The sequence below is a fragment of the Mycobacterium sp. genome (assembly GCF_036273375.1).
Taxonomy (GTDB): Bacteria; Actinomycetota; Actinomycetes; order Mycobacteriales; family Mycobacteriaceae; genus Mycobacterium.
Genome location: NZ_DASUHS010000194.1, coordinates 20975 through 42314 on the forward strand (window position 1 = coordinate 20975; position 21340 = coordinate 42314).

General features: G+C 66.7%; 18 protein-coding genes and 1 pseudogene. 6 read left to right on the top strand and 13 right to left on the bottom strand.

Features of this window, described 5'->3' with window-relative positions; translation table 11 throughout:
- Positions 1-19 precede the first annotated feature (19 nt).
- Positions 20-691: a pyridoxamine 5'-phosphate oxidase family protein gene (locus tag VFW69_RS17930; RefSeq protein ID WP_526503040.1), complete on the top strand. Its 672-nt coding sequence runs from the start codon at positions 20-22 to the stop codon at positions 689-691.
- A 13-nt stretch (positions 692-704) separates the two neighbouring features.
- Here VFW69_RS17930 and VFW69_RS17935 read toward each other — a convergent pair whose 3' ends face one another.
- From VFW69_RS17935 to VFW69_RS17950, 4 genes are all read right to left on the bottom strand, one after another.
- Positions 705-1586: a phosphatase PAP2 family protein gene (locus tag VFW69_RS17935; RefSeq protein WP_526503041.1), complete on the bottom strand. Its 882-nt coding sequence runs from the start codon at positions 1584-1586 to the stop codon at positions 705-707.
- A 16-nt stretch (positions 1587-1602) separates the two neighbouring features.
- Entirely contained in the window at positions 1603-2886 is a 1284-nt protein-coding gene (gene ilvA / locus VFW69_RS17940) for a threonine ammonia-lyase (protein ID WP_526503043.1), read from the bottom strand.
- Between the two features lie 38 nt (positions 2887-2924).
- On the bottom strand, positions 2925-3362 hold the full coding sequence (locus VFW69_RS17945) for a nitroreductase family deazaflavin-dependent oxidoreductase (protein ID WP_526503044.1): 438 nt from the start codon (positions 3360-3362) through the stop codon (positions 2925-2927).
- A gap of 130 nt (positions 3363-3492) precedes the next feature.
- Positions 3493-4044: a TetR/AcrR family transcriptional regulator gene (locus VFW69_RS17950; protein ID WP_526503045.1), complete on the bottom strand. Its 552-nt coding sequence runs from the start codon at positions 4042-4044 to the stop codon at positions 3493-3495.
- Positions 4045-4140: 96 nt separating this feature from the next.
- Between VFW69_RS17950 and VFW69_RS17955 the strand changes: the two genes are divergently transcribed.
- Both VFW69_RS17955 and VFW69_RS17960 read left to right on the top strand, forming a co-directional pair.
- The gene (locus VFW69_RS17955; protein WP_526503047.1) at positions 4141-4434 is read left to right on the top strand and encodes a hypothetical protein; all 294 of its coding nucleotides are present in this window, start codon (positions 4141-4143) and stop codon (positions 4432-4434) included.
- Positions 4431-5948 carry an FAD-dependent oxidoreductase gene (locus VFW69_RS17960; RefSeq protein WP_526503048.1) on the top strand — a complete coding sequence of 506 codons (1518 nt, stop codon included), beginning with the start codon at positions 4431-4433 and terminating at the stop codon, positions 5946-5948. Before VFW69_RS17955 ends, VFW69_RS17960 begins: the two co-directional genes overlap by 4 nt.
- Here VFW69_RS17960 and VFW69_RS17965 read toward each other — a convergent pair.
- The 4 genes from VFW69_RS17965 to VFW69_RS17980 form a co-directional block, all read right to left on the bottom strand.
- On the bottom strand, positions 5907-6683 hold the full coding sequence (locus VFW69_RS17965; RefSeq protein ID WP_526503050.1) for a DUF6065 family protein: 777 nt from the start codon (positions 6681-6683) through the stop codon (positions 5907-5909). The genes VFW69_RS17960 and VFW69_RS17965 overlap by 42 nt on opposite strands.
- Before the next feature lie 198 nt (positions 6684-6881).
- Entirely contained in the window at positions 6882-8594 is a 1713-nt protein-coding gene (locus VFW69_RS17970; protein WP_526503052.1) for a nitric oxide reductase activation protein NorD, read from the bottom strand.
- Positions 8591-9409, bottom strand: a complete 819-nt coding sequence (locus VFW69_RS17975) for an AAA family ATPase (RefSeq protein WP_526503053.1) — start codon at positions 9407-9409, stop codon at positions 8591-8593. Before VFW69_RS17975 ends, VFW69_RS17970 begins: the two co-directional genes overlap by 4 nt.
- Entirely contained in the window at positions 9410-10579 is a 1170-nt protein-coding gene (locus tag VFW69_RS17980) for a spirocyclase AveC family protein (protein WP_526503055.1), read from the bottom strand.
- A gap of 198 nt (positions 10580-10777) precedes the next feature.
- Here VFW69_RS17980 and VFW69_RS17985 point away from each other — a divergent pair, with 198 nt between their 5' ends.
- A complete protein-coding gene (locus tag VFW69_RS17985) occupies positions 10778-11380 on the top strand; it encodes a TetR/AcrR family transcriptional regulator (RefSeq protein WP_526503057.1) in 603 nt (200 codons plus the stop codon).
- An 86-nt stretch (positions 11381-11466) separates the two neighbouring features.
- Here the strand turns inward: VFW69_RS17985 and VFW69_RS17990 are convergent, their stop codons facing one another.
- The 4 genes and pseudogenes from VFW69_RS17990 to VFW69_RS18005 form a co-directional block, all read right to left on the bottom strand.
- Positions 11467-13359, bottom strand: coding sequence for a lysophospholipid acyltransferase (locus VFW69_RS17990; RefSeq protein WP_526503059.1), 1893 nt, complete (start codon positions 13357-13359; stop codon positions 11467-11469).
- Positions 13356-15182 (bottom strand): fatty acid--CoA ligase FadD11, encoded by a 1827-nt coding sequence (fadD11, locus tag VFW69_RS17995; RefSeq protein ID WP_526503061.1) that lies wholly within the window; start codon positions 15180-15182, stop codon positions 13356-13358. Before fadD11 ends, VFW69_RS17990 begins: the two co-directional genes overlap by 4 nt.
- 90 nt (positions 15183-15272) lie before the next feature.
- Positions 15273-15749 (bottom strand): annotated as a pseudogene (locus VFW69_RS18000) (VOC family protein).
- Positions 15746-16147, bottom strand: coding sequence for a helix-turn-helix domain-containing protein (locus VFW69_RS18005; RefSeq protein WP_526503063.1), 402 nt, complete (start codon positions 16145-16147; stop codon positions 15746-15748). The pseudogene VFW69_RS18000 and the gene VFW69_RS18005 overlap by 4 nt, the downstream one beginning before the upstream one ends.
- 61 nt (positions 16148-16208) lie before the next feature.
- Here VFW69_RS18005 and VFW69_RS18010 point away from each other — a divergent pair, with 61 nt between their 5' ends.
- Entirely contained in the window at positions 16209-16655 is a 447-nt protein-coding gene (locus tag VFW69_RS18010; RefSeq protein WP_526503065.1) for a PPOX class F420-dependent oxidoreductase, read from the top strand.
- Positions 16652-17596: an MBL fold metallo-hydrolase gene (locus VFW69_RS18015; RefSeq protein ID WP_526503067.1), complete on the top strand. Its 945-nt coding sequence runs from the start codon at positions 16652-16654 to the stop codon at positions 17594-17596. Before VFW69_RS18010 ends, VFW69_RS18015 begins: the two co-directional genes overlap by 4 nt.
- 94 nt (positions 17597-17690) lie before the next feature.
- Here VFW69_RS18015 and dnaE read toward each other — a convergent pair whose 3' ends face one another.
- Complete coding sequence (gene dnaE / locus VFW69_RS18020) at positions 17691-21257, bottom strand: DNA polymerase III subunit alpha (RefSeq protein ID WP_526503069.1); 3567 nt, start codon at positions 21255-21257, stop codon at positions 17691-17693.
- Positions 21258-21340 lie beyond the last annotated feature (83 nt).

The following is a 21340-nucleotide window of genomic DNA, read 5'->3' on the forward strand; positions in this document are numbered from 1 at the left end:
CAAACTTAAGGGCAATTCTGTGGACACCGCATATCATCCGTCGGCACGCACCACCCCGACCCGCTACCGGGAGCGCGCTCACTATGACCGCCGCGCCATTCACGCCATCCTCGACGAGGCGCTGATCTGCCATTTGGGCTACTCGAACGCCGGAAGGCCGGTGGTCTTGCCGACGACGCACGCCCGGTTGTACGAAACGCTCTACCTGCACGGTTCGACGGGCAGCGGCCCGTTGCTGGCGGCCAAGGCGGCCAAAGCATCAGGGGCGCGCCTGCCGGTCTGCGTCACCGTCACCCTGGTCGACGGTCTGGTGCTGGCCCGGTCCGCGATGCACCACTCGGTGAACTTCCGCTCGGTGGTCGTGGTGGGTGACGCGCGCGTCGTCGACGATCCGGCGGAGAAGTCGCGGGCGCTGAGCTGCCTGCTGGACCACATCGCGCCGGGGCGCGCCAAGGACTGCAGGGCCCCCGATGCCCGCGAGCTCGCCGCGACCGGGGTGCTCGCGCTTGACCTCGTCGAGGTGTCGGCGAAGGTGCGCAGCGGCCCCCCGGCCGACGATCCGCAGGACGTTCCGCTGCGGTATTGGGCGGGCGTGGTGCCGCTGAGCCTGGCGGCCGGACCGCCGGTGCCGGCCGACGACCTCCACCCCGGCACTCCTGTGCCGCCGTACCTCAGGGAGCACCGACCCTGAGCCGCGGGCGTGCTCACGCGTCCGGCTGTCGGGGGCCCGCCCGCGTGGTGTTGTCCCACCAGAATCCGGCGAGCATGACGGCGCCGGCCCACGCCATGCCCAACATCCAGCCGGCGAGCACATCGCTGACGTAATGGACGCCCAGATAGACGCGCGAGAACCCGATGAGGAACACCGAACCGATCGCCACGGTCCAAACCACCACGCGTCCGGTCCACCACGGAATCAGCCAGCGGGTCAGGATCCACGCGGTGATGACGGTGGTCGCGGCGGTGCCGGTTGCGTGTCCGGAGGGAAACGAATACCCGTCCGCGTCGACCAGGGCGAATGGCACGGGCGGGCGTTCTCGGCCTACCAAGGCTTTGGCGGTGAAGAGCACCAGTGGAATCCCGCCGCCGCAAACGAGAGCGAGCGCCACGGGCCGCCACGACCTGCACCGCCAGGCGGCAGCAACCGAAATCGGAAGGCCAAACGCCGCCAGCAAAAGTGGACCGCCAGCGCGAGTGACCACCCGCAGGGTGTCGGTCAGCCATAGATCACGGTGGCTCGCAAGCCACGAGGTTATCGGCCGGTCGATTCCGGCGATGCCGTCGCCCTCGAGCACGTCGTCGAGCACTTCGGTGAAGCCGACCGCCAAGGACACGACGACGGCGAGCCCGAGAAGCAATGCGATGCCGGCGACCTCGCCCGCGGGCAACCGACCGATCCGCCCCCGCACCCATGTCATCGTTTCGCCCATTATGGGAACTTGCGACATCCGCTCCGTGAGTCCCCGTAACCGAGGCCCACGCCGAGCAACCCAAATCGCCGCACACACAAGCAATACGAGCGAGCCTACGATGCCGGCGCTGACCAGCCCGAAACCGCCGGCGCCGGGTCCAAACGGCTGGTGCATGTTCGCCGGCGGCGGGCTAGAACAGCAGGTAGCGGTAGGCCGGCGAGCCGGGTTTCAAGGTCTCGACGTGCAGCTCCGTCGCGCGCATCCGGGCCAGGAGGCCGTCCATGTCGGCGGAGGATCCGAGCTGGATGCCGACCAGCGCCTCGCCGGTCTCCCGGTTGTTGCGCTTGACGTACTCGAACAGAGTGATGTCGTCGTTCGGCCCGAGAACAGTGTCGAGGAAGCGGCGTAGCGCGCCGGGCTCCTGCGGGAAGTCCACCAGGAAGTAGTGCTTGAGGCCGAGGTGGACCAGCGAGCGCTCGAGCACTTCGCCGTAGCGCGACACATCGTTGTTGCCGCCCGAGACCAGGCAGACCACCGTCGAACCGGGCTCGATGTCGGCGTCCAGCAATCCGGCGACCGACAGAGCGCCCGCGGGCTCGGCGATGATGCCCTCGTTCTGATAGAGGTCGAGCATCGCGGTGCACACCGCTCCCTCGTCCACCGCGGTGATCGACACCATGTCGCCGGCCGCCGCCAACGCTGCGTAGGTCAGGTCTCCGGCCCGCCGCACCGCGGCACCGTCGACGAACTGGTCGACGTCTTCCAGCGTCACCGGCTCCCCGGCGGCCAGCGCGGCCATCATCGCCGCGGCGCCGGCCGGCTCGACACCCAGCACCGACGTGTTGTCGGTCCGCTCGGCCAGATAGGTGGTGATGCCGGCGATGCAGCCGCCGCCGCCCACCGGGACGACAACCAGATCCGGCTCGCTGTCGAGCTGGTCGAGCAGTTCCGCTGCGATCGTGCCCTGGCCCGCCATGGTGCGCGGATCGTCATAGGGCGGTACCAGGATGGCGCCGGTGCTTTGCACGTCGGTCAGCGCCGCCTCGGCGGCGAGGTCGTAGGTGGCGCCACCCACGATCAGGTCGATGAAGTCGCCACCGTGGTAGTGGATCCGGTCGCGCTTCTGCATGGGCGTCTTGGCCGGCACATAGACGCGGCCGTGCACCTGCAACATCCGGCACGCGTAGGCGAAGCCCTGCGCGTGGTTGCCCGCCGACGAGCACACCACGCCCGCGGCAAGCTCCGCCTCGGACAGCTGGACCAGCAGGTTGTAGGCGCCGCGCAACTTGTAGGAGCGCACGATCTGCAGGTCCTCACGCTTGAGGTAGACCTGCGCGCCGGTGACCGCCGACAACCGGTCGCTGAACTGCAACGGGGTCGGCGTGACCACCGCGGCAATCCGCTTGGCCGCGCCGTCGATGTCAGCCGCGGATAACGGCGAGACGCTCGGGTGATGGCTCAATTCGGCGGACACTGGTCAATGGTGCCACGGCAGCCGACCAACTCCGGAATTCAGCCGACCGGCGTCAGCACGAATACCGGGATCTGTCGGTCGGTCTTGGTTTGATATTCGGCGTATTCCGGCCATGCCTCGACGGCACGCTCCCACCAGGTCGCCTTCTCATCGCCGAGGACCTCGCGGGCGTCGTAATCGCGGGTCACCGAGCCGTCCTGCAGCTCGACGCGGGGATTCTTCTTGATGTTGTGGTACCAGACCGGGTTCTTCGGCGCCCCGCCCAGGGAGGCGACGACCGCGTACTGGCCATCGTGCTCGACGCGCATCAGCGGCGTCTTGCGGAGTTTGCCGGTCTTGGCGCCGACCGTGGTCAGCAGGATGATCGGCTTGCCCTTCATGTCGGCGGCCTCGGCTCCCGCCGACCCGGCGTACTTGTCAGCTTGCTCGCGAGACCAGTCCAATGGTGACGGCTCGTATTCCCCTTCTAGCGGCATGCCGTCAACTCTAGGCGCGCGGTCTTCGCGGTCGCGTCGCTTCGCCGCATTGGCCACGCCTGTCGCAGCGGTCACGAGAAGATGAGCACGCGTCCAAATGCCACACCCGCGACGCCGCGGTTGGCGAGAATCACGGCGCCGAGCCCGTGAGGTAGTGGGCGAGCACCGGGCGCAGCCAGTCGGTCAGCGTCGCGTCATCCATCTCGGCCAGCGCGGGCACGCCGACGACGTTGCGCGCCATGGCGATTCCTAACACCTGCGATCCCACCATCGCGGTCCGCTCAGCGGCGCGGTCGGGGGTCACAGTGGTCAGGGCCGGCGCCACCTTTTCGACGAACACTTCCAATAGCGCGTCGGCGGCGGCCCGGTTGGTTGCGGCCGCGCGCAGCAGCGGCAGGAAAGGTCCGGCCGGATCCCACACCCGGACCAGAAACGGCACCAGTACGTCGGCCATGCGTTCGGGGGCGACGCCGGTGAGGTCGGGGAAGGTGATGTCGAGCCGCGAGACCGCGGCGAACAAGTCGGCCTTGGTGCCGAAGTAGTGCATGACGAGCGCGGGATCGACGCCGGCCTCGGCCGCGATCGAGCGGATGGTGGTCCGCTCGAAGCCGTAGGTGGCGAACAGGGTGCGCGCCGCGCTGAGGATCGTCGCGCGGGTGACTTTGCCGTCGCGGGTAGGCATGCCGAAATCCTAGTTCAACAACTGTTGACATCGCTACCAGTCGGGCTTACGTTGATTTCAACAGTTGTTGAAACGGCGCGTCGAGGAGGCTCAGACATGACCGTGACCGTCATCCAGATCGGGCTCGATCCCGACCTGATCGACTACTCCTCACCCGAGTTCACCCAGTTCACGGGCCTGTCGAAAGAGGTATTACGGGCCGCCAACGACGACAACGTCGCGGGTCTGCGCGCCGCGGGCTACCAGGTCGACAACTGCCTGATCGACTTCGGCGCCGACATCGCGCACGCCACCCAGCCCGACTGCCGTTTCGTCTTCAACCAGGCCGCGCAAGCCACCCCCGGTGACATCCGTCGCTGGCACCCCGAACCGGAAGGAGCGATCCGGTGAGTACAACCACTGTTCGCGATGTCGACGTCCTGGTGGTGGGAGCCGGCCCCACGGGCCTGACCGCCGCGGGCGACCTGGCCCGTGCCGGACGGTCGGTGACGGTGCTGGAGCGCTGGTCCGCCGAAAACCCGACCAGCCGCGCGTTCGCCGTCATGCCCCGGACGCTGGAGGTCCTCGACGCGCGTGACGCGGCCGACGGACTGCTGGCGCTGGGCCAGCGCGGACCGGACGTGACACTGTTCGCCAAGGCCCGCCTCGACCTGACCCGCCTCGATTCCGCCTACCCGTTCGTCTTGATCACCCCGCAGACCAACGTCGACGCGGCACTGCGCCGCTACGCGGTGACCGAAGGGGCCGAGATCCGGCGTGGCGTTGAAGTGGTCGCGCTCGAGCAGGATGCCGACGGCGTCACCGTTACCGCCCGTCCCAAGGACGACGACGTCCTCGCACACCGGCAGACGTGGCGAGCGCGATACGTGATCGGCGCCGACGGCGCGCACAGCACCGTCCGAACGCTGCTGGGCACGGCCTTTCCCGGCAAGACTGTGCTGACCTCGCTCATGCTGGCCGACGTCAAGCTGGCTCACGGCCCGTCGGACGGCGGTTTGGTGGTGGGCACCACCGGTGACGTGCTGGGGTTCTTGGCCCCGTATAACCGCCACGACGAGGACGGCTCGTGGTACCGGGCCCTGGTGTGGGACCGCGCCCACCAGCTGCCCGACAGCGCGCCCGTCGACGACGACGAAATCATCGACGTCCTGGGCCGCGCCATGCGGACCGACTTCGGTGTGATCGAGATCGGCTGGAAGTCGCGATTCCATTGCGACGAAAGGCAAGTCGCGCGATACCGGCACGGGCGGGTGTTCCTGGCCGGCGACGCCGCGCACGTGCACTCCCCCATGGGCGGCCAGGGCATGAACACCGGCATCCAGGACGCCGCGAACCTGGCGTGGAAGCTCGATGCGGCGCTCGGCGGCGCCGACGAAAGCCTGCTGGACACCTACCAGGACGAACGCCACCCGATCGGCAAGCGGGTGCTGTTGCAGTCCGGGATGATCGCGCGCGCCGCGACGCTGCATCGGCGGCCCGCGATCTGGCTACGTAATCTGTTGGCTCCCAACCTGCTTCGGATATCCGCGGTGCAGGATTTCGTCGCGGGCAGCTTCGCGGGCACCACGTTGCGTTATGGCCGGCGCGGTTTGGTCGGCAGCCGTGCCGCCGCGATCCCTCTCCTCGAGGGACGGCTGACGCACCTGCAGCGCGGCGGCGGCTTCGTCCTCATCCGCGAATACGGCGCCGCCCCGGTCGAGACACCTGGGACGCTGCAGGCCGAGCGGGCCGACCACGGACCGGCCGTGCTGGTGCGCCCCGACGGGTACATCGCGTGGGCCGGTGCGTCGGCGCAGGCGGCCGACGCGGTCACGAAAATGCAGCGCCCGCGGCAGTTACCGTGCACACGAGGTGATTTCTTCCTAATCCGTGTTCTCGGGTTGATGGGCAACGAACGACCCTAGACGACGGCGCGTCTGGTGGTCTTCCGCGCCGGGCTCGCCGTCGCTGTGCCGGCCCCGCGTGTAATCGCCTTGCCACGGCACCTTCTCGTTCTCCGCGGCTTCCTGCTCGCGGCCCAGCGCGCCGCGTGAACCGAGGAAGTGCTCGTGCTTGCGGTGCAGCTCTTCGTCGGATTCGATGGGCCTGAGCTCGGGGGCGAACTCCTCGAGCTCGGCCCGGCGTTGCGGCACGATCATGCAGATCGGCTCGTCGACCTCGAATCGCACCGGCATGAACTCGCGGGTGAATTTCCAGTTCATGCTGAAACTCGAGCTGGACCAATCGGTTTCGACGATGCCTTCCAGCGCAGAGATGGCATCCTTCGGATGGTTGGCCGGCCCGCGGACCAACAAGTTGTAGCCCGGCGGGGTGCGGAACAGCATCGGCAGGTGCCAGGTCAGGATGCCGTAGCCGAAGTGGCTCGAGGGCAGGAACTGACCGGTTTCGCGGGTATCGGGCGCGATCATCAGGTTCGCGCGGTCATTGCCGCCCATCCACGTAGCGGTGAACGCGCTGCGGTTGCGCACCTCCCAGCCGCTCTGGTTGGCGATCAACATGGGCAGACATCGATGCGGCCACCCTTGCCGTATCTCCGACATCCACGTCCGGCCGATCGGCGCGGGGCTGATCGGCGGCGCGATGTCGTGGGTGACGTACCCGATCAGGGGGCGGTGCCGCCTGTCGGAGTTATCACTCATCGGCTCCTCGATTCGCTGGCTGCCCGGGATAGCAAGCATTGTCATCGAGACGGCCGGTCGAAAGTTGACTATCTGGATGCCCGCTGCCCCGCCGTTAGAATTACGTCCACCATAGAGGCATAGCACCTGTCATGCGCGCCGACGACTGTCAGAATCGTCACGGCTCGATGTTGCCCGGCACACCCGTCAACGCCACCTTCATGCGGTGCCTCGCGAAGGTCTGGGCGCGGCGAGTTCCCGCAGGGAAGACAGGAACAACTCATCCATCCGTGGGCTCAATTCGGCCAGCGTGGCGGCGCTGGCGTAACCGGCGGCACCAAAGACGCGTTCGAGCGCATCGGTAGCAGTGCTGGCGCCGATGGAAAGGCAAAGGCAGGCAACGCCTTCCGCGCGGAGTTCTTCGAGAGCCTTGTAGGAGTCGGCTTCGGCGTAACGGCCTTCGTAGCCGTCGTCGTAGGGAAACCCATCCGATAGGACGACCAGCAGTCGATTAGGCGTGCCCGCCTCGGTTTTGAGTATCGCGCCCGCACCTCGGATGCCGGCACCGAGGCGGGTGTAGCCCGACGGTTCGAGCTGGTTGAGCCGCGCGCGCCCGACTGCGCCGAAACTTTGGTCGAACGTCTTGATGACCGGCAGATGGACGGCGTGGCGGCCCTGCGATCGAAAGGCGTAGACCGCGACCCGGTCGCCAAGCTCTTCGAGTGTGACGGCCAGCGTGGCGGCCGCCCGCCGCTGGTGGTCGTGCACCGCGAGGCCGTCCGCGTCGGCATCGACGGCGGACCCGGAGGCGTCGATCAGAATGAGCACGCCGAGATTGCGCGCAAGTTTGCGGCGCTCCAGGTAGACGTGTTCGGGTGGGGAAACACCGGATTGCAGATCGACGAACAGGTCGATGAGTGCCTCGACGTCGAGGTCGTCCCCGTCGGCACGGCCGCGCAGGACCTTGGGGCCGAGCCCGACGCGAGCCAGGCGGCGCCGCAGCACGTCGTCATGCGCCACACCGGCATCGGAGACGTCGGCGGCGACGGTCAGCGGAAAGTCGATGACCCGGCACCAGTCGGGCTTGTACCGGTCGTTGAAGACGTCCCACTCCGGATACAGGGCGCCACCCACGCCCATCGCAGCGCCGGGCTTGCCGTCAGCGGTGAACTGGACCCGGGTGGGCAGGGGACGGGCACTCGGACCGATCTCTTGTACCCGCCGGGTCGAGCGAACCGTCATCTCGGCGCCCGCGGCGCCCTCTCCGGGGGAACGCGAACCCCCGAACATCTTGCGGAAGTAGTCCGACATCGACTGGTTGTTGAAGAGCGGACTTTCAAACAGTTTGAGGATCTTGCTCTCCCCGGACTTCCCGCCGTCATCGTCTTCGTCGTCATCCTCCGATTCGGGGATATCGATGGGGTCGAACTGCAATTGGAGGTCTGTGTTGGTGGCCTGCCCGCCCGCTCCGGCAGGCGCCGCCATCAACCGGGAGGGTCTGATGACACCGAACCACCCCGGCGGGTCGGCAACCTTGGTTCGGCTCTTGGCCACCTCGAGTGACTCATCGGCGGTCGCGGTGCTGGGTCGCCCGTCAGGTAGCAGCACGGCATCGAGTGGAATGTGTCGGGCGAGTTCGGCGAGAACCCGCCGACCTTCGAGTGCCAGGTAGCGGCGCGCCAAGGTGGAACGTGCGCGCAACCCCTTCACCAATCGCGGATCAAGGCTGCCCGCACCGAGAAGCGCGGCCTGGACCACCATCTCGCGGCGCTGCTCCTCCACGGAGCCGCCGGGCGAGACAAAGATGAACTGGCCGTTGGTGTGCGCGGGCCGGCCGGCCGGCGCCTCGGTGACGTCGACGGGGCTGCCGGCGATGTAGGTCGCAAGGAACCGGAACCGCTCAGGGTTATTGGGATTGGAGGCGTCAGTCACTTCTGGGGCAGGACGGTATTGACGAGTTCGTCGAGGGCCCGGATGACATCGTCGTCGTCGGAGAGCACCTGGACGACGGCGGCGTGGACTGCACTGCGCAGGTTCAGCCCTTCAGCGGCGAGGCCGCCGGCGAGAATCAACATGCGAGTGGAGGACACTTCGCGCAACGGTGAGCCGTCGAGGTTGCGGATGGCGTACGCGAGCCTGACCAACGAACGTGCGGTCTCGGTGTCGATCCCGGCTTCGTAGGCAACCACCTCGGTCTCGACTTCGGGCGACGGGTACCCGAGCTCGATGGCGACGAAGCGCTGACGGGTCGACTCCTTGAGGTTCTTCAGGACGCTCTGGTAGCCGGGGTTGTAGGAGATCACCAACTGGAATCCGGGCGCCGCTCGCAAGGTGGTGCCGAGCCGATCGACCGGAAGCTCCCGACGGTGATCGGCGAGCGGATGGATGACCACGGTGGTGTCCTGCCGCGCCTCCACCACCTCGTCCAGGTAGAAGATGGCGCCCTCACGCACCGCGCGGGTCAACGGCCCGTCCACCCAGACCGTTTCACCGCCCTTGAGCAGGAAACGACCCACCAGATCGGCCGATGTCATGTCCTCGTGGCCCGCTACGGTGATCAGGTCGCGGCCGAGCTGGTGGGCCATCGCCTCCACAAATCGTGTTTTCCCGCATCCCGTGGGGCCTTTCAACAGGACCGGCAGGCCTCGACGGGCCGACGCGCGGAAGACCTCCACCTCGTCACCAACGGCCCTGTAGAAGGGCGCTTCCGACACGAAGCGAACGGCCGCGGGCTGGCTGTTCAACAATTACCTCCCCCGATCAAGCGGAACGTTTTTCGGCAGCTTTACGCCCCCGGGTAGGACAAGCTGACCCTCGTGGTTGATGTAGCCGGAATTCGAAAGGGGCACCGGCAGCGAAGGATCGGGGCACGGCCGATCGGTGTCTGCACCGCAGATGCCCATCAGGAAGTACGAGCGCTTCACGATGTCCTCGGGCCAGGGATCTTGGTGCATGGCGAACCACTGCGCGGGAAGGTTGTAAAAGACGAAGAAGAAGGCGCTGCACGCGGCGAAGATCGCCAGGAACCGGGTGACCTGCTGCCTGACGAAACCGCCTTGAACGCGGTCGAGTCCGCGCTCGACGAAGGTCCGGCCACGGTCGTCGGTGAAGTAGCGCATGCAGCAGAGGCCGGCCTGTACGCCGCCCCACATGAGCCCTTCATAGAGCGGCCACTGGTAGTACGTGCCGGCGTTGACCGACAGAGCCCGAATCGCGCCAGGGTAGGTGAAAAGCCCCATCGGCATGAGGAACAGGCCCTCGATGACGAAATCGAAGACGAACGTCCAGGCGATCACCACGCCGATCAAGCCGAAGGTGTTGATGTTGGGCCACCGCTGCTTGGCTTTGCGCATCACCCAGCAACCGAGCATCGTGCATAGCAGGACGAAGAAGTAGCCGGGAGCGTTCATCAGGAACGGCTCGGCCATCATGGCGCCCGGTTTCCCGAACGACACCCAACCCGGTATGTCCTGGACCCACGAGCCCCGGTTCCACATCCAGGTGTTGTAGGTGCTCCAGGTGTTGAAGTAGTTCAACAGCGGATCCTGAAAGAACAGCAGGCCGCAGGAGATCAGGAGCATGCCGTCCAGGGTGATTCGCCGCTCCCGACGCCATGGCCGAATGATGAACCACCAGAAGGCAACCGGCAGCCCGACAACGATCACGGCGGTCCAGGTGAAGAGGATCGCCTTCATGAACGTCGGTGGCTCGCTCGGTCCCGGAGGAACCCGCTCGAAATTGGGCCCGGCGATCCAGCGGATCCACACGTACAGCTGGAAAGCGAGAATGGCGCCCCCGGCGATGGCCCAGATCCGCACGGGCTTGGCCTTGGGAGGAGCCTTGGTCCCGAGTGAACCCGCATCGCCGAGCGACTCGGTAACGAACGGCGCGCTCTTGCTGCTCGACAGTTCTGTCATGACACTGCCCTCCTGAATCGTCGTGATACAGCGACTGCGCCCGCCACGCGAGCCGAACATGGCGCGCCCGTGCCAGGCATGCCAACCTGCATGTGAGATGTCCATCGCGAAGCTCTGACAGCCCTGGCCTCCGGTCAACATACCAACCGGTATCTCAATAACCAAGGGTATTCTCAGATTCTATGGCAGAATCACCACATGGTTGAGCGCTGGACGCGAGAGCGGCGCCTTGAGCACACTCGTTCGCTGCTGCTGGATGCCGCGGAAGAGGTGTTTGCCGAAAAAGGCTTCATGGCAGCGTCTCTCGACGACATCGCACACGCCGCGGGCTACACGAAAGGCGCCATCTACAAGCACTTCGCCACGAAGGAAGACCTGTTTCTGGCGGTGAGCGATCGGTACTGGCGTCGGTATTTCGACAACTTCTCCGAGGTGATGTCGACCGCCACCCAGATCGGGGCGCGCGAACTCGACCAGATCGCCGAGCGTTGGCGAAAACTAAGCCACGACCGCGGCGCCGAGCACGCCGCGTTGGGACATGAATTCACCCTGTATCTACTTCGCAACCCCGACGCGCGGCAACGGGTGGCCGCGAAGCGATCAGAAGTCGTCGAGGCACTGGCCAAGTTCGTCGTCGAGGGTATAAACCGCCTGGGCGGAGCGCTGCTGATCCCTCCGTTGACATTCGCCCACATACTCGTCGCGACCACTGACTCGGTCATGCTGGGCAGCCAGCTCGACGACATCGATCTTTACCGGCCCACCCTCGAAATGTATGTGGCCGTAATCAAATTGCCTTGAGCACAACATTTTTCGCCGCAAGACCACCTTTCCGCAGCAAATCATGTTGTGCGACAAGTCTATACGTGCACTCGGCGAACCGAGTCTTATCGCGTCCCGGCCAGCTCCGCGATGGTGTTGACCCGCTGGACAGCCGCCGCGATCTCGTCGGCGAACTCGCGACGCCGGCGCGCGATAGCCGGGTCGTCGACGCCGTCCACCAGCTCGCGATGCCGCGCCAATCGCAGCGCCGTCTTGAACAACTCCATCGACCTCGACTCGGCGCTGGCGATCCTGCGTTGCAGCTCCCACTGCTTGCCCACCTCGAGGCACTCGGCGAGAAACGCGTTCTCGTCAAACGATTCGTCCTCGTAGGCGGCGAGCCGGTCGGCGACGATGTGGTAAGCGTCGAGGAACGGGCGCAGCACGAGGTGCGCCAGCAGGACGTCGGCCTTTTCCAGTAGGCCGCGCACGTCGGGCGCCCTGGCCGCCTTGCTGGTGTCATCCACCCGCCCGATCAGGCGCACCTCGTCGGCAAGTTCCTTCTCGAACTGCGCGCGCGCCGAGAACAGGAACTCGAATTTCAGCAACTCGCGCAGGCTCAGCGCCTCATCGCGCACAGCCGTCGGTTGCACCAGCCCGTCCACCGAACCCTCGGCGGCCTCTATGGCGGCCAGCAATGCCGTCTCGGCGATCGCGCGGTCGACGACGATGTGAATGGCGGCGTTGCGGTAGAACGCGGCGACCAGGTGCTGCTCCGCCCCGATGCCCCAGACCGGTTCGGTGCCGGCGTCGTACACGCTGACGACGCCGGAGGCGACCAACTGGTGCAGGGTCCACCGGATGGTCGAGCGATTCGTCAGGTCGGCGGCGCCGGCGACCTTCCAGTTGCGCGCCGCGATGTAGCTCGCCAGCGGCCGCACGGTGGCCAGCACCTCGCTGATGGACAATGAGCGGTCGGCGCCCAGCAGGGCGAGGCTCACCACCGCGGTCGGGGTGACGGGCGTGGCGCGGTTGATCCGGTGCTCGACGTCCAGAGCGATGCGTTCGATCTCGGTGCCCGTGCCGGACTCCTCGGCGCGCAGCTCCTCGAGGCGCTTGCGCAACGGCAGCGGTTCACCGAAATCGAGGTAGGCGCGGCCGAGCCGCTCACCTTGCTGTCGCGCCAACCGGACTAGGAAGCGAAAGTCTTCGGGCCGCTTCGCCGCACCGTAGGCCTCGGTGGTCATGGCTTCCACCTCGTGCAGCTGGTCGTACACGATCGAGGTCGGCACCAAATACACCTCGGGGCCGTCGATTTCGTCGACGGCGTCGCTGATGTACCGCAGAATCCCGAACACCGGCGGCCGCAGCTTGCCCGTCCTGGTCCGGCCGCCTTCGATCGACCAGGTCAGATTGGCGTGGGATTGCACCAGCTGCGCGGCGTACGCGCGCAACACGAATCGATAGACGGGAATGTCTTTCGTCTGGCGACGGATGAAGATCGTTCCGGTGCGCTTTGCCCAGGAACCCATCGGGAAGAAGTTCAGGTTGGCCCCGCCGAAGGTCAGCGCGGGCGAGAGCCGGTTGGCCTGGATTACCTCGGGCAGCAGCAGCCCGTCCAGATAAGAGCGATGCGAAAAGGCAAACGCTAGTGTGGCTTTGCGGTCCAGCTTGCGTAGCTGGGCGATCTGATCCTCGTCGGTCAGCACGTCGTAGGCCCGCATCAGCCAGCAACTGAAGCTGCGCCAGGCTCTTACCGCCCGCTCGTCGAGCGAGGGCGCCATTTCGCGCAGGTAGCAGGCGGCCTCGGCGCGCACGCTGTCCGGCTCGCGCCCCAGCTCGTGGGCCAGCGCGCTCAGCCGGTCGTCATACCATGGGGCGCCCAGTAATTCGACGACCTCGGCCGGATCCGTCGGCAGCGGTGATGTCGATTCCTCAACGATGCCTGTGCGCTGCAACAACTTTCGCACTCCCAACCGGCCGATTTCCCGGGCGGTCGCCGCCGGTCCCCAGCTCATGCCGGCTGCACCGTGGCGGCTTCGGCGGGCTCGTGCACCTCCGGATGCGGTTCGGGTGTGTAGAGCTGCTCGATCTCGTCGGCGTATTTCGTCATGATCGGCTTGCGTTTGAGCTTCATCGTCAGTGTGATCTCGTCACCGCCGGGCTCCCACAAGGTGGGCAGGATGCGGAACCGCTTGATCTGTTCCACCCGGGAGAGTTTGTCGTTTCCCGCGGCCACCCCCGCGGCGATCTGCGCGACCACCTCTGGGTCGGCCGCCAGGGCGGCGGGCGAGGCGTCGGTCAATCCGCGCTGGGCCGCATACGGGCCGACCGAGTCGGCGTCGAAGACCATCAGCGCGGTGTTGTACGGTCGCCCCTCGCCGATCGTGATCACCACCCCGACCATGGGACACGCGGCCAGGATGGCGTTCTCAATGTTGGCCGGGGACATGTTCTTTCCGGCCGCATTGATGATCAGCTCCTTCTTGCGGTCGACGATCCGCAGGTAACCCTCGGCGTCGACCTCGATGATGTCGCCGGTGTGCAGCCAGCCGTCGGCGTCAATCGCCTCGGCGGTCTTGGCCGGTTCCTTGCGGTAGCCCTTCATCACCAGCGGACCGCGGACCAGATATTCGCCGTCCTCGGCGACTTTGCCCTGCAGGCCGGGAAGCAGCTTGCCGACGGTGCCCAGTCGCGAGTCGTGCGGATGTGACACGCTGGCAGCGCAACTCAGCTCCGACATGCCCCAAACCTCGCTGATCGGAATCCCGATCCCCGCGAAGAACGCCAGCGTCTCCTTGGGGATCGGCGCGGCACCCGAGACCGCCCAGCGCAGTTCACCGAACCCGAGCCGCTCGCGCAGCTTCGACAGCACCAGCTCGTCGGCCTTGGCCCACTCGGCGGCCAGCTCGTCCGAAATCTCGGCACCCGCCACCAGAGCGTCGGCGCGCTTGGCGGCCACCGACAAGCCCCACTGCAAGGCTTGGCGCCTCGCTTCGTCGGTTTCGTTGGCGACGACGAATTCGATTGCGGCTTTCAGCTTCTCCCACACTCGCGGCACCGCCGCCCAAACTGTGGGCCGCACGTCGGGCAGCGCCGCCGCAACGGCGCGCGCGTCGGCCACGGGGGTCACCTGGGTGCCGAACACCTCGAGGGAATACAGGGCCATCATCCGGTCGGCAATGTGCGCCGACGGCAAGTACGACGTGGTCCGATCGCCGAACCGGCTGCCCAGCACGGCGTCGAGTCCGTACGCCTCGAACAGCAGACTGGCGTGGGTCATCTCCACTCCCTTGGGATTTCCGGTGGTCCCGGAGGTGTAGATGAGGGTGATGACGTCCTCGGGTCGCACCGCTCGCCACGTGGCCTCGAAGTCGAAATCCTTTTGCGCGGCGGCATACAGGTCGTCCACGGAGAAGGTGCCGGGCGGCGAACCGTCGATGCAGACGATGTGCTCGATGGGTGCACCGCTGGCGCGAATGCGGTCCACGTACTGCTCCTCGCAGATCGCGACCGTAGTGCCAGCGTTGTCGAACAGGTAGGTCAGCTGCTCGGCAGGCAACGTGTTGTACACCGAAAACGATGTGGCCCCAAGGTGTTGGGCGCCGATCTCGAAGGGGTAAAACTCGATCCGGTTGGCCATCATCAGCGACACCGTGTCGCCCCGCCGGACCCCCAGGCCCGCCAGGCCGGCGGCGACCTTGCGCACCTGCGCCGCAAGCTCTCGCCACGTCAACGCCTGCGCGCCGCCGGGCGTCCGCAGCGCCACGGCCTCCGGGTCGATCGACGCGGTGCGCTGGAACGCCTCGCAAAAGGTGGCCGGATCCTGCGCTGTCGTCATTTCCGTCCTCCTCGGCGCCGCATCAGCACTGCCTTCGTGAGCCTACGTCCGAGCACAGGGGCAGGGAACATATCGCGCCAGTTCGCCGGTTCACGACTCGGGACGCCAGAGGTGCACCGTGCTCGCCACGCCGCCGGGCAGCTCCACCAGCTCGATCGGCGTGCCATCGGGGTCGTAGATGAAGAACATCCGCACTCCGCCGATGTCGACGGGCGGGTCGGCCCGTACGCCGGGATGGTCGCGCGCCACCGTCTCGTGGGCGGCGTCGAGATCGTCGACGCGAAACGACATGATGGTGTAGCCGAGGTGCGGGCCGCTCGGGCACTAGGGCACCGCGCCCAACGACAACAGCTCCACCATCGCCGTCCCGATCAGCCCGCCGATCATGCGGCCCCGCCGGGCGGCACCGCCGGTGACCGACTCCAGTCCTGCGCCCTCGAGTTCGACGTCGAACACCACGTCCATGCCCAGCACCGCGGTGTAGAACGCCAGCGACGCCTCGATGTCGGCGACGCCGATGCAGACGTGGGAGAAGTTCCGCACGGCGACGGGGTGCTGCTGGGTCATGAGGGCTCCTTGCCGGCGTGGGGTGGGTGAATGCCACAGGTGCAGGCATCAATTGAGGGACACGTGCAGCGCATCCCCCACTCGATGACGGCCCGGGCGCGGGCCAGCGACTCCATGTGCGCGTCGATCTCGGCCAGTTTCGCCTCGGCCAGCGCGCGGCTGACCGGCCGTCCGGGCGCGTCGTCGGCGAACAACAGCTGGATCTCTTCCAGCGAGAACCCGGCGGCCTTGCACAGCGCGATCACCTCGAGGCGGCCCAGAATCGAGTCGTCATAGCGGCGCTGACCGCCCAGCCGCACCGGCTCCGGCACCAGGCCGATCTGCTCGTAGTAGCGCAGCGCCGTCGCGGCCACCCCGGCCTGGCGCGCCACCTCCCCGATCGTCAGGCCTGACGCCATCGCACGCTCCCGAGAACTCGATGCTTGACTTCGAGCCAACTCTAAGTCCTTCACTGTGGTTATGACCATCCCCCAATACGCGGAACTCCGCGGTTCTCGCTACGCCCGGCTGCGATCGTTTCGCCATGACGGCACGCCCGTCGACACCCCGATCTGGTTCGCGTTCGACGGCAACGGCTTGCTGTTCCGGACCAAGGTGGGCCCGAAGACCAGGCGGCTGGCCGTGCGCCGTGACGTCGAACTCGCGCCATGCGACTACCGGGGCCAGCTGCGTCACGGCACGACGACGGTGGCCGGCCGCGCCACGGTGCTGTCCGGCGCCGAGGCCGCCCGCGCCAACCGCGTGCTGCACCGGCGCTACGGCTGGCAATGGAACATTGTCCCCCTGATCAAGGTTCCCGGCGTGACCAACGTGCACCGAGATCTGTGCGCGGGCGAGAAGTTACGGCGCGCCCGCGACCGTGGGGTGTGGCCGGGAAGCGTCATCGTGCGGGTGGAGCTGCCATGAGGCGCGCAACGGTGTCCGACCCCGTCCGCTCCCCCAGCATCCGCCAATGCTGCGGCGCCGTAGCGGGATTGGCGCTCGGCATGGTGCGCCCGAGGCGGCCCGACGAGCGGTTCATCCGCAGCGTCGTCGACGCGGGCCTGCCGACCCCTGGCCGCACAGTGGCGGTGACCGCGCTGCCCCAAGTGCCACGCCCGGTGCCGACCGCTGCCATCGTCGAGGGCACCTTCTCCCCGGCCCGCGTCGAGAACTCGCTGACGTCGTTCCTCGTCACCCACCCGGAGGCGACGTTCATCGTCGACCCCGCGGTGTGTGTCGACGTCGAGCAACGCGCGATCGCGCAACTGCCCGCCGTGTTGCGGGTCGCGGTCCGCCCGCCGGTCAGCACCATCCCCACCCGCACAGCACTGAACCGGTTGCCCGACGCGCCACGCCTGGACTTCGCGTTGCCCACACACGCGCACTGGGACCACGTGTCGGGTCTGCTGGACCTGCCTGACCTTCCCGTGCATCTGCACCGCCGCGAACACGACTGGATCGGCTCCGGTTCTGTCGTTCCCGTCGGCGGCGTGCGCGACTCGCTACGCGGCCGCGCTGTTGTCGACTACAACCTGGACGGGCCGGCGGTGCTGACCTTCACCGCAAGCCACGATCTCTTCGGCGACAACTCGGTAATCCTGGTGGATCTGGCCGGCCACACCCCGGGCAGCGTCGGGGTGCTCGCCCACACCGCACGCGGATGGATCCTGATCGCCGGCGACGCCGCCTGGCACCATTTGCAGATCGACAAGATTCGGCAGAAGTCAAGCTACCCGGGCAATTTGGTGGATGAGGATCGCGAGGAGACCTTCAAGACCCTGCAGCGCCTGCACCTGGCACGGCACGCGGTCACGATCATCCCGACCCACGACCACCAGGCGGCGTTGCAGTTACCCGCCGCCTAGCCGCCCGCGCCCGAACGTGAAACTAGCTTCGCGTTCGGGCGCGAGTGTGAAACCAGCTTCACGCTCGCCGAGATGGGCGACCGCCTAGCCGGTTCTAGCCGCCCAGGCAGCCGGGGCCGAGCAGCGCCTTGAGATCTCCCATCAGCGCCGGTGATGGCGTAACCCGAAGGGAGGCATCCAGTTCCAGCGTGGTGATCCGGTCCCCGCTGATCAACCGCAGATGCACCTGCGACGTGCCGGGATGGCGGGCCAGCACCTGCTTGAGCGCGGTGACCTTGTCGATGGTGCACTGCCGCGTCGGCAGGCTGACCGCCAGCGGTCGGTTCGGCTGCGCATTGGAAAAGTCCGGCACCACCAGCTCATTGGCGATCAGCGCGACGCGGTCGTCGCGCAACGACACCTTCGCCCTGATCAGCACCACGACGTCGTCGGCGATGTCAGCCCCATACACGGAGTACGCCTGCGGGAAGAACATCACCTCGATGCCACCGGTGAGGTCCTCCAATTGGGCTGATGCCCAGGGCATTCCGTTCTTGTTGACCCGCCGGTTGACCGACGCGAGGATGCCGCCCACCCGCACCTGCGCGTCGTTGGGGACATCGCCGTCGAGGATGGCCGGGATCTGGGTGTCGACCTGCCCGGTCAGCAGGTGCGCCACTTGGTTGAGCGGATGCCCGGACACGTACAGGCCCAGCATTTCTCGCTCCAGGGCGAGCTTGTGCTTGTCCTCCCACTCGTCGTCGGGCACCTTGATGTTGAACACCGATTCGGTGCAGCCATCATCGCCGCCGAATAGGTCGAACTGCCCCATCGCCTCGGCCTTCTTGGTGCCCAGCACCGAGTCGACGGCGTCGGTGTGCACCAGGAACAGGCCCTTGCGGGCATGGCCCAGCGAGTCGAAGGCGCCCGCCTTGATCAATGACTCGGTGACCTTCTTGTTGCAGGCCGCGACGTCGATCTTGTTCAGGTAGTCCGAGAAGTCGGTGAATTTGCCTTTGCCGTTGCGGGTGCCGATAAGCGAGCCGACCACGTTGGCGCCGACGTTGCGCACCGCGCCCAGCCCGAACCGGATGTCGCGCCCCACCGAGGCGAAGTTAACCAGCGACTCGTTGACGTCGGGCGGCAGCACCGTGATGCCGAGCTTGCGGCAGTCGGCCAGGTAGACCGCGGCCTTGTCCTTGTCGTCGCCCACCGACGTCAGCAGGCCGGCCATGTACTCGGCCGGATAGTTGGCCTTGAGGTAGGCGGTCCAATAGGAGACCAGACCGTAACCCGCCGCGTGTGACTTGTTGAACGCATAACCGGCGAACGGAAGAATGGTGTCCCACAACGCTTTCACCGCTTTTTCCGAAAAGCCGTTGGCGGTCATGCCCTCGTAGAAGCCCTTGTACTCGGCCTCGAGCACCTCGAGCTTCTTCTTACCCATCGCCTTACGCAGCGCGTCGGCCTTACCCATCGTGTAGGAGGCGACCTTCTGGGCGATGAACATGATCTGCTCTTGGTAGACGATCAGGCCGTGCGTCTCGGCCAGGATCTCGCGCAGCGGCTCCTCGAGCTCCGGATGAATCGGCTTGACCGCCTGACGAGCGTTCTTGCGGTCGGCGTAGTCGTTGTGGGCGTTCATGCCCATCGGCCCGGGCCGGTACAGCGCCAGCACCGCGACGATGTCGTTGAACTCGGTGGGCTGCATGCGGCGCAACAGATCTCGCATCGGCCCGCCGTCGAGCTGGAACACGCCCAGGGTATCGCCGCGGCCGAGCAGTTCGTAGGTGGGCTTGTCGTCCAGCGGCACCGATTCCAGGTCGAGGTCGATTCCCCTGTTGCTCTTGATGTTTTCCAGCGCGTCGCCGATGATCGTCAGGTTTCGCAGGCCCAGGAAGTCCATCTTCAGCAGGCCGATGGCCTCACACGAGGGGTAATCCCAGCCGGTGATGACGGCCCCGTCCTGGGGCCGCTTCCACAGCGGGATGGCCTCGGTCAGCGGCTCGCTGCTCATGATCACCGCGCAGGCGTGCACACCGGCGTTGCGGATCAGGCCTTCCAGCCCGCGCGCGGTCTGGTAGATGGTGCGCACGTCCGGGTCGGTTTCGATCAGACCGCGGACCTCGGTGGCCTCCTTGAACCGCTCATGGCCCGGGTCGGTGATGCCCGACAGCGGAATGTCTTTGGCCATGATCGGCGGGGGCAGCGCCTTGGTGATCCGGTCGGCGATCGCGAACCCGGGCTGGCCGTAGTGGATGCGCGCCGAATCCTTGAGCGCCGCTTTGGTTTTGATGGTGCCGAAGGTGATCACCTGGGCGACGCGGTCGGAGCCCCACTTCTCGGCGGCGTAGCGCACCATCTCGCCGCGACGACGGTCGTCGAAGTCGATATCGATGTCGGGCGCCGACGGACGCTCCGGGTTGAGGAAGCGCTCGAACAGCAGACCGTGCGGAATCGGGTCGATGTTGGTGATGCCCAGCGCGTAGGCCACCAGCGAGCCCGCGGCCGAACCACGCCCCGGCCCCACCCGGATGTCGACCGATCGCGCGTAATTGATCAGGTCGGCGACGATCAGGAAGTACGACGGAAAGCCCTTGTCGCAGATGACCTTGATCTCGTACTCGGCCCGGTCGATGTAGTCCTGGCCGACACCGGATCCGAAGCGGTGCTGCAGCCCCGCCAACACTTCGTGGTGCAGCCAGCTGGCCTGGTCGTGTCCGTCCGGCACCGGGAAGATCGGCATCCGGTCGCGCGGCGCCCACACCTCGTCGTACGGCTGCACGCGCTCGGCGATCAGCAGGGTCGAGTCGCAGGCGCCGGGAACCTCGTCGTCCCAGATCTGTCGCATGTCGGCGGCCGACTTCAGGTAGTAGCCGTCGCCGTCGAACTTGAACCGGTTGGGGTCCGAGAGCGTCTTGCCGGTCTGCACGCACAGCAGCGCCTCGTGGTTGTGGGCGGCGTCGCGGGTGACGTAGTGGCAATCGTTGGTGGCCAGCGGTGGGATGCCCAGCTTGCGGCCGATCTCCAGCAGTCCTTCGCGGACCCGTTGCTCGATGGACAGCCCGTGGTCCATCAGTTCCAAGAAGTAGTTGTCGGCGCCGAAGATCTCGCGCCACTTGGCGGCCGACTCCAGCGCCTCGCGCTCATGCCCCAGCCGCAGGCGGGTCTGCACCTCGCCCGACGGGCAGCCGGTGGTGGCGATGATGCCCTCGGCGTGTTCGGCGATGATCTCGGCGTCCATCCGCGACCACTTGCCGAGTTGGCCCTCGAACGACGCCAGCGACGACAGCTTGAACAGGTTGCGCAGGCCGGTGGCGTTCTCGGCCACCATCGTCATGTGCGTGTAGGAACCACTGCCCGACACGTCATCGGACTTCTGGCCGGGGTCGCCCCACAGGATCCGCCGGGTGTCGAAGCGCGACGCCGGCGCGATGTAGGCCTCGACGCCGATGATCGGCTTGATCCCGGCCTTAATCGCCGCGTTGTAGAACTCGCTGGCGCCGAACATGTTTCCGTGGTCGGTCATCCCGACCGCGGGCATTTGCAGCCGGTCCACCTCGGCCAGCATCGGTGCGATCTTCGCGGCACCGTCCAACATCGAATATTCGGTGTGGTTATGCAGGTGCACGAACGACGACTCGCGACGAGCGCTCGCGTGAGGAGGAATCGAACCGGTCATAGGGACGCCAGTCTATGACCGCGGACCGACACGAGTTCGGCGTGTCGCCGCGTGTGTCTTAGATGATTCGGTGGCGACCCGCC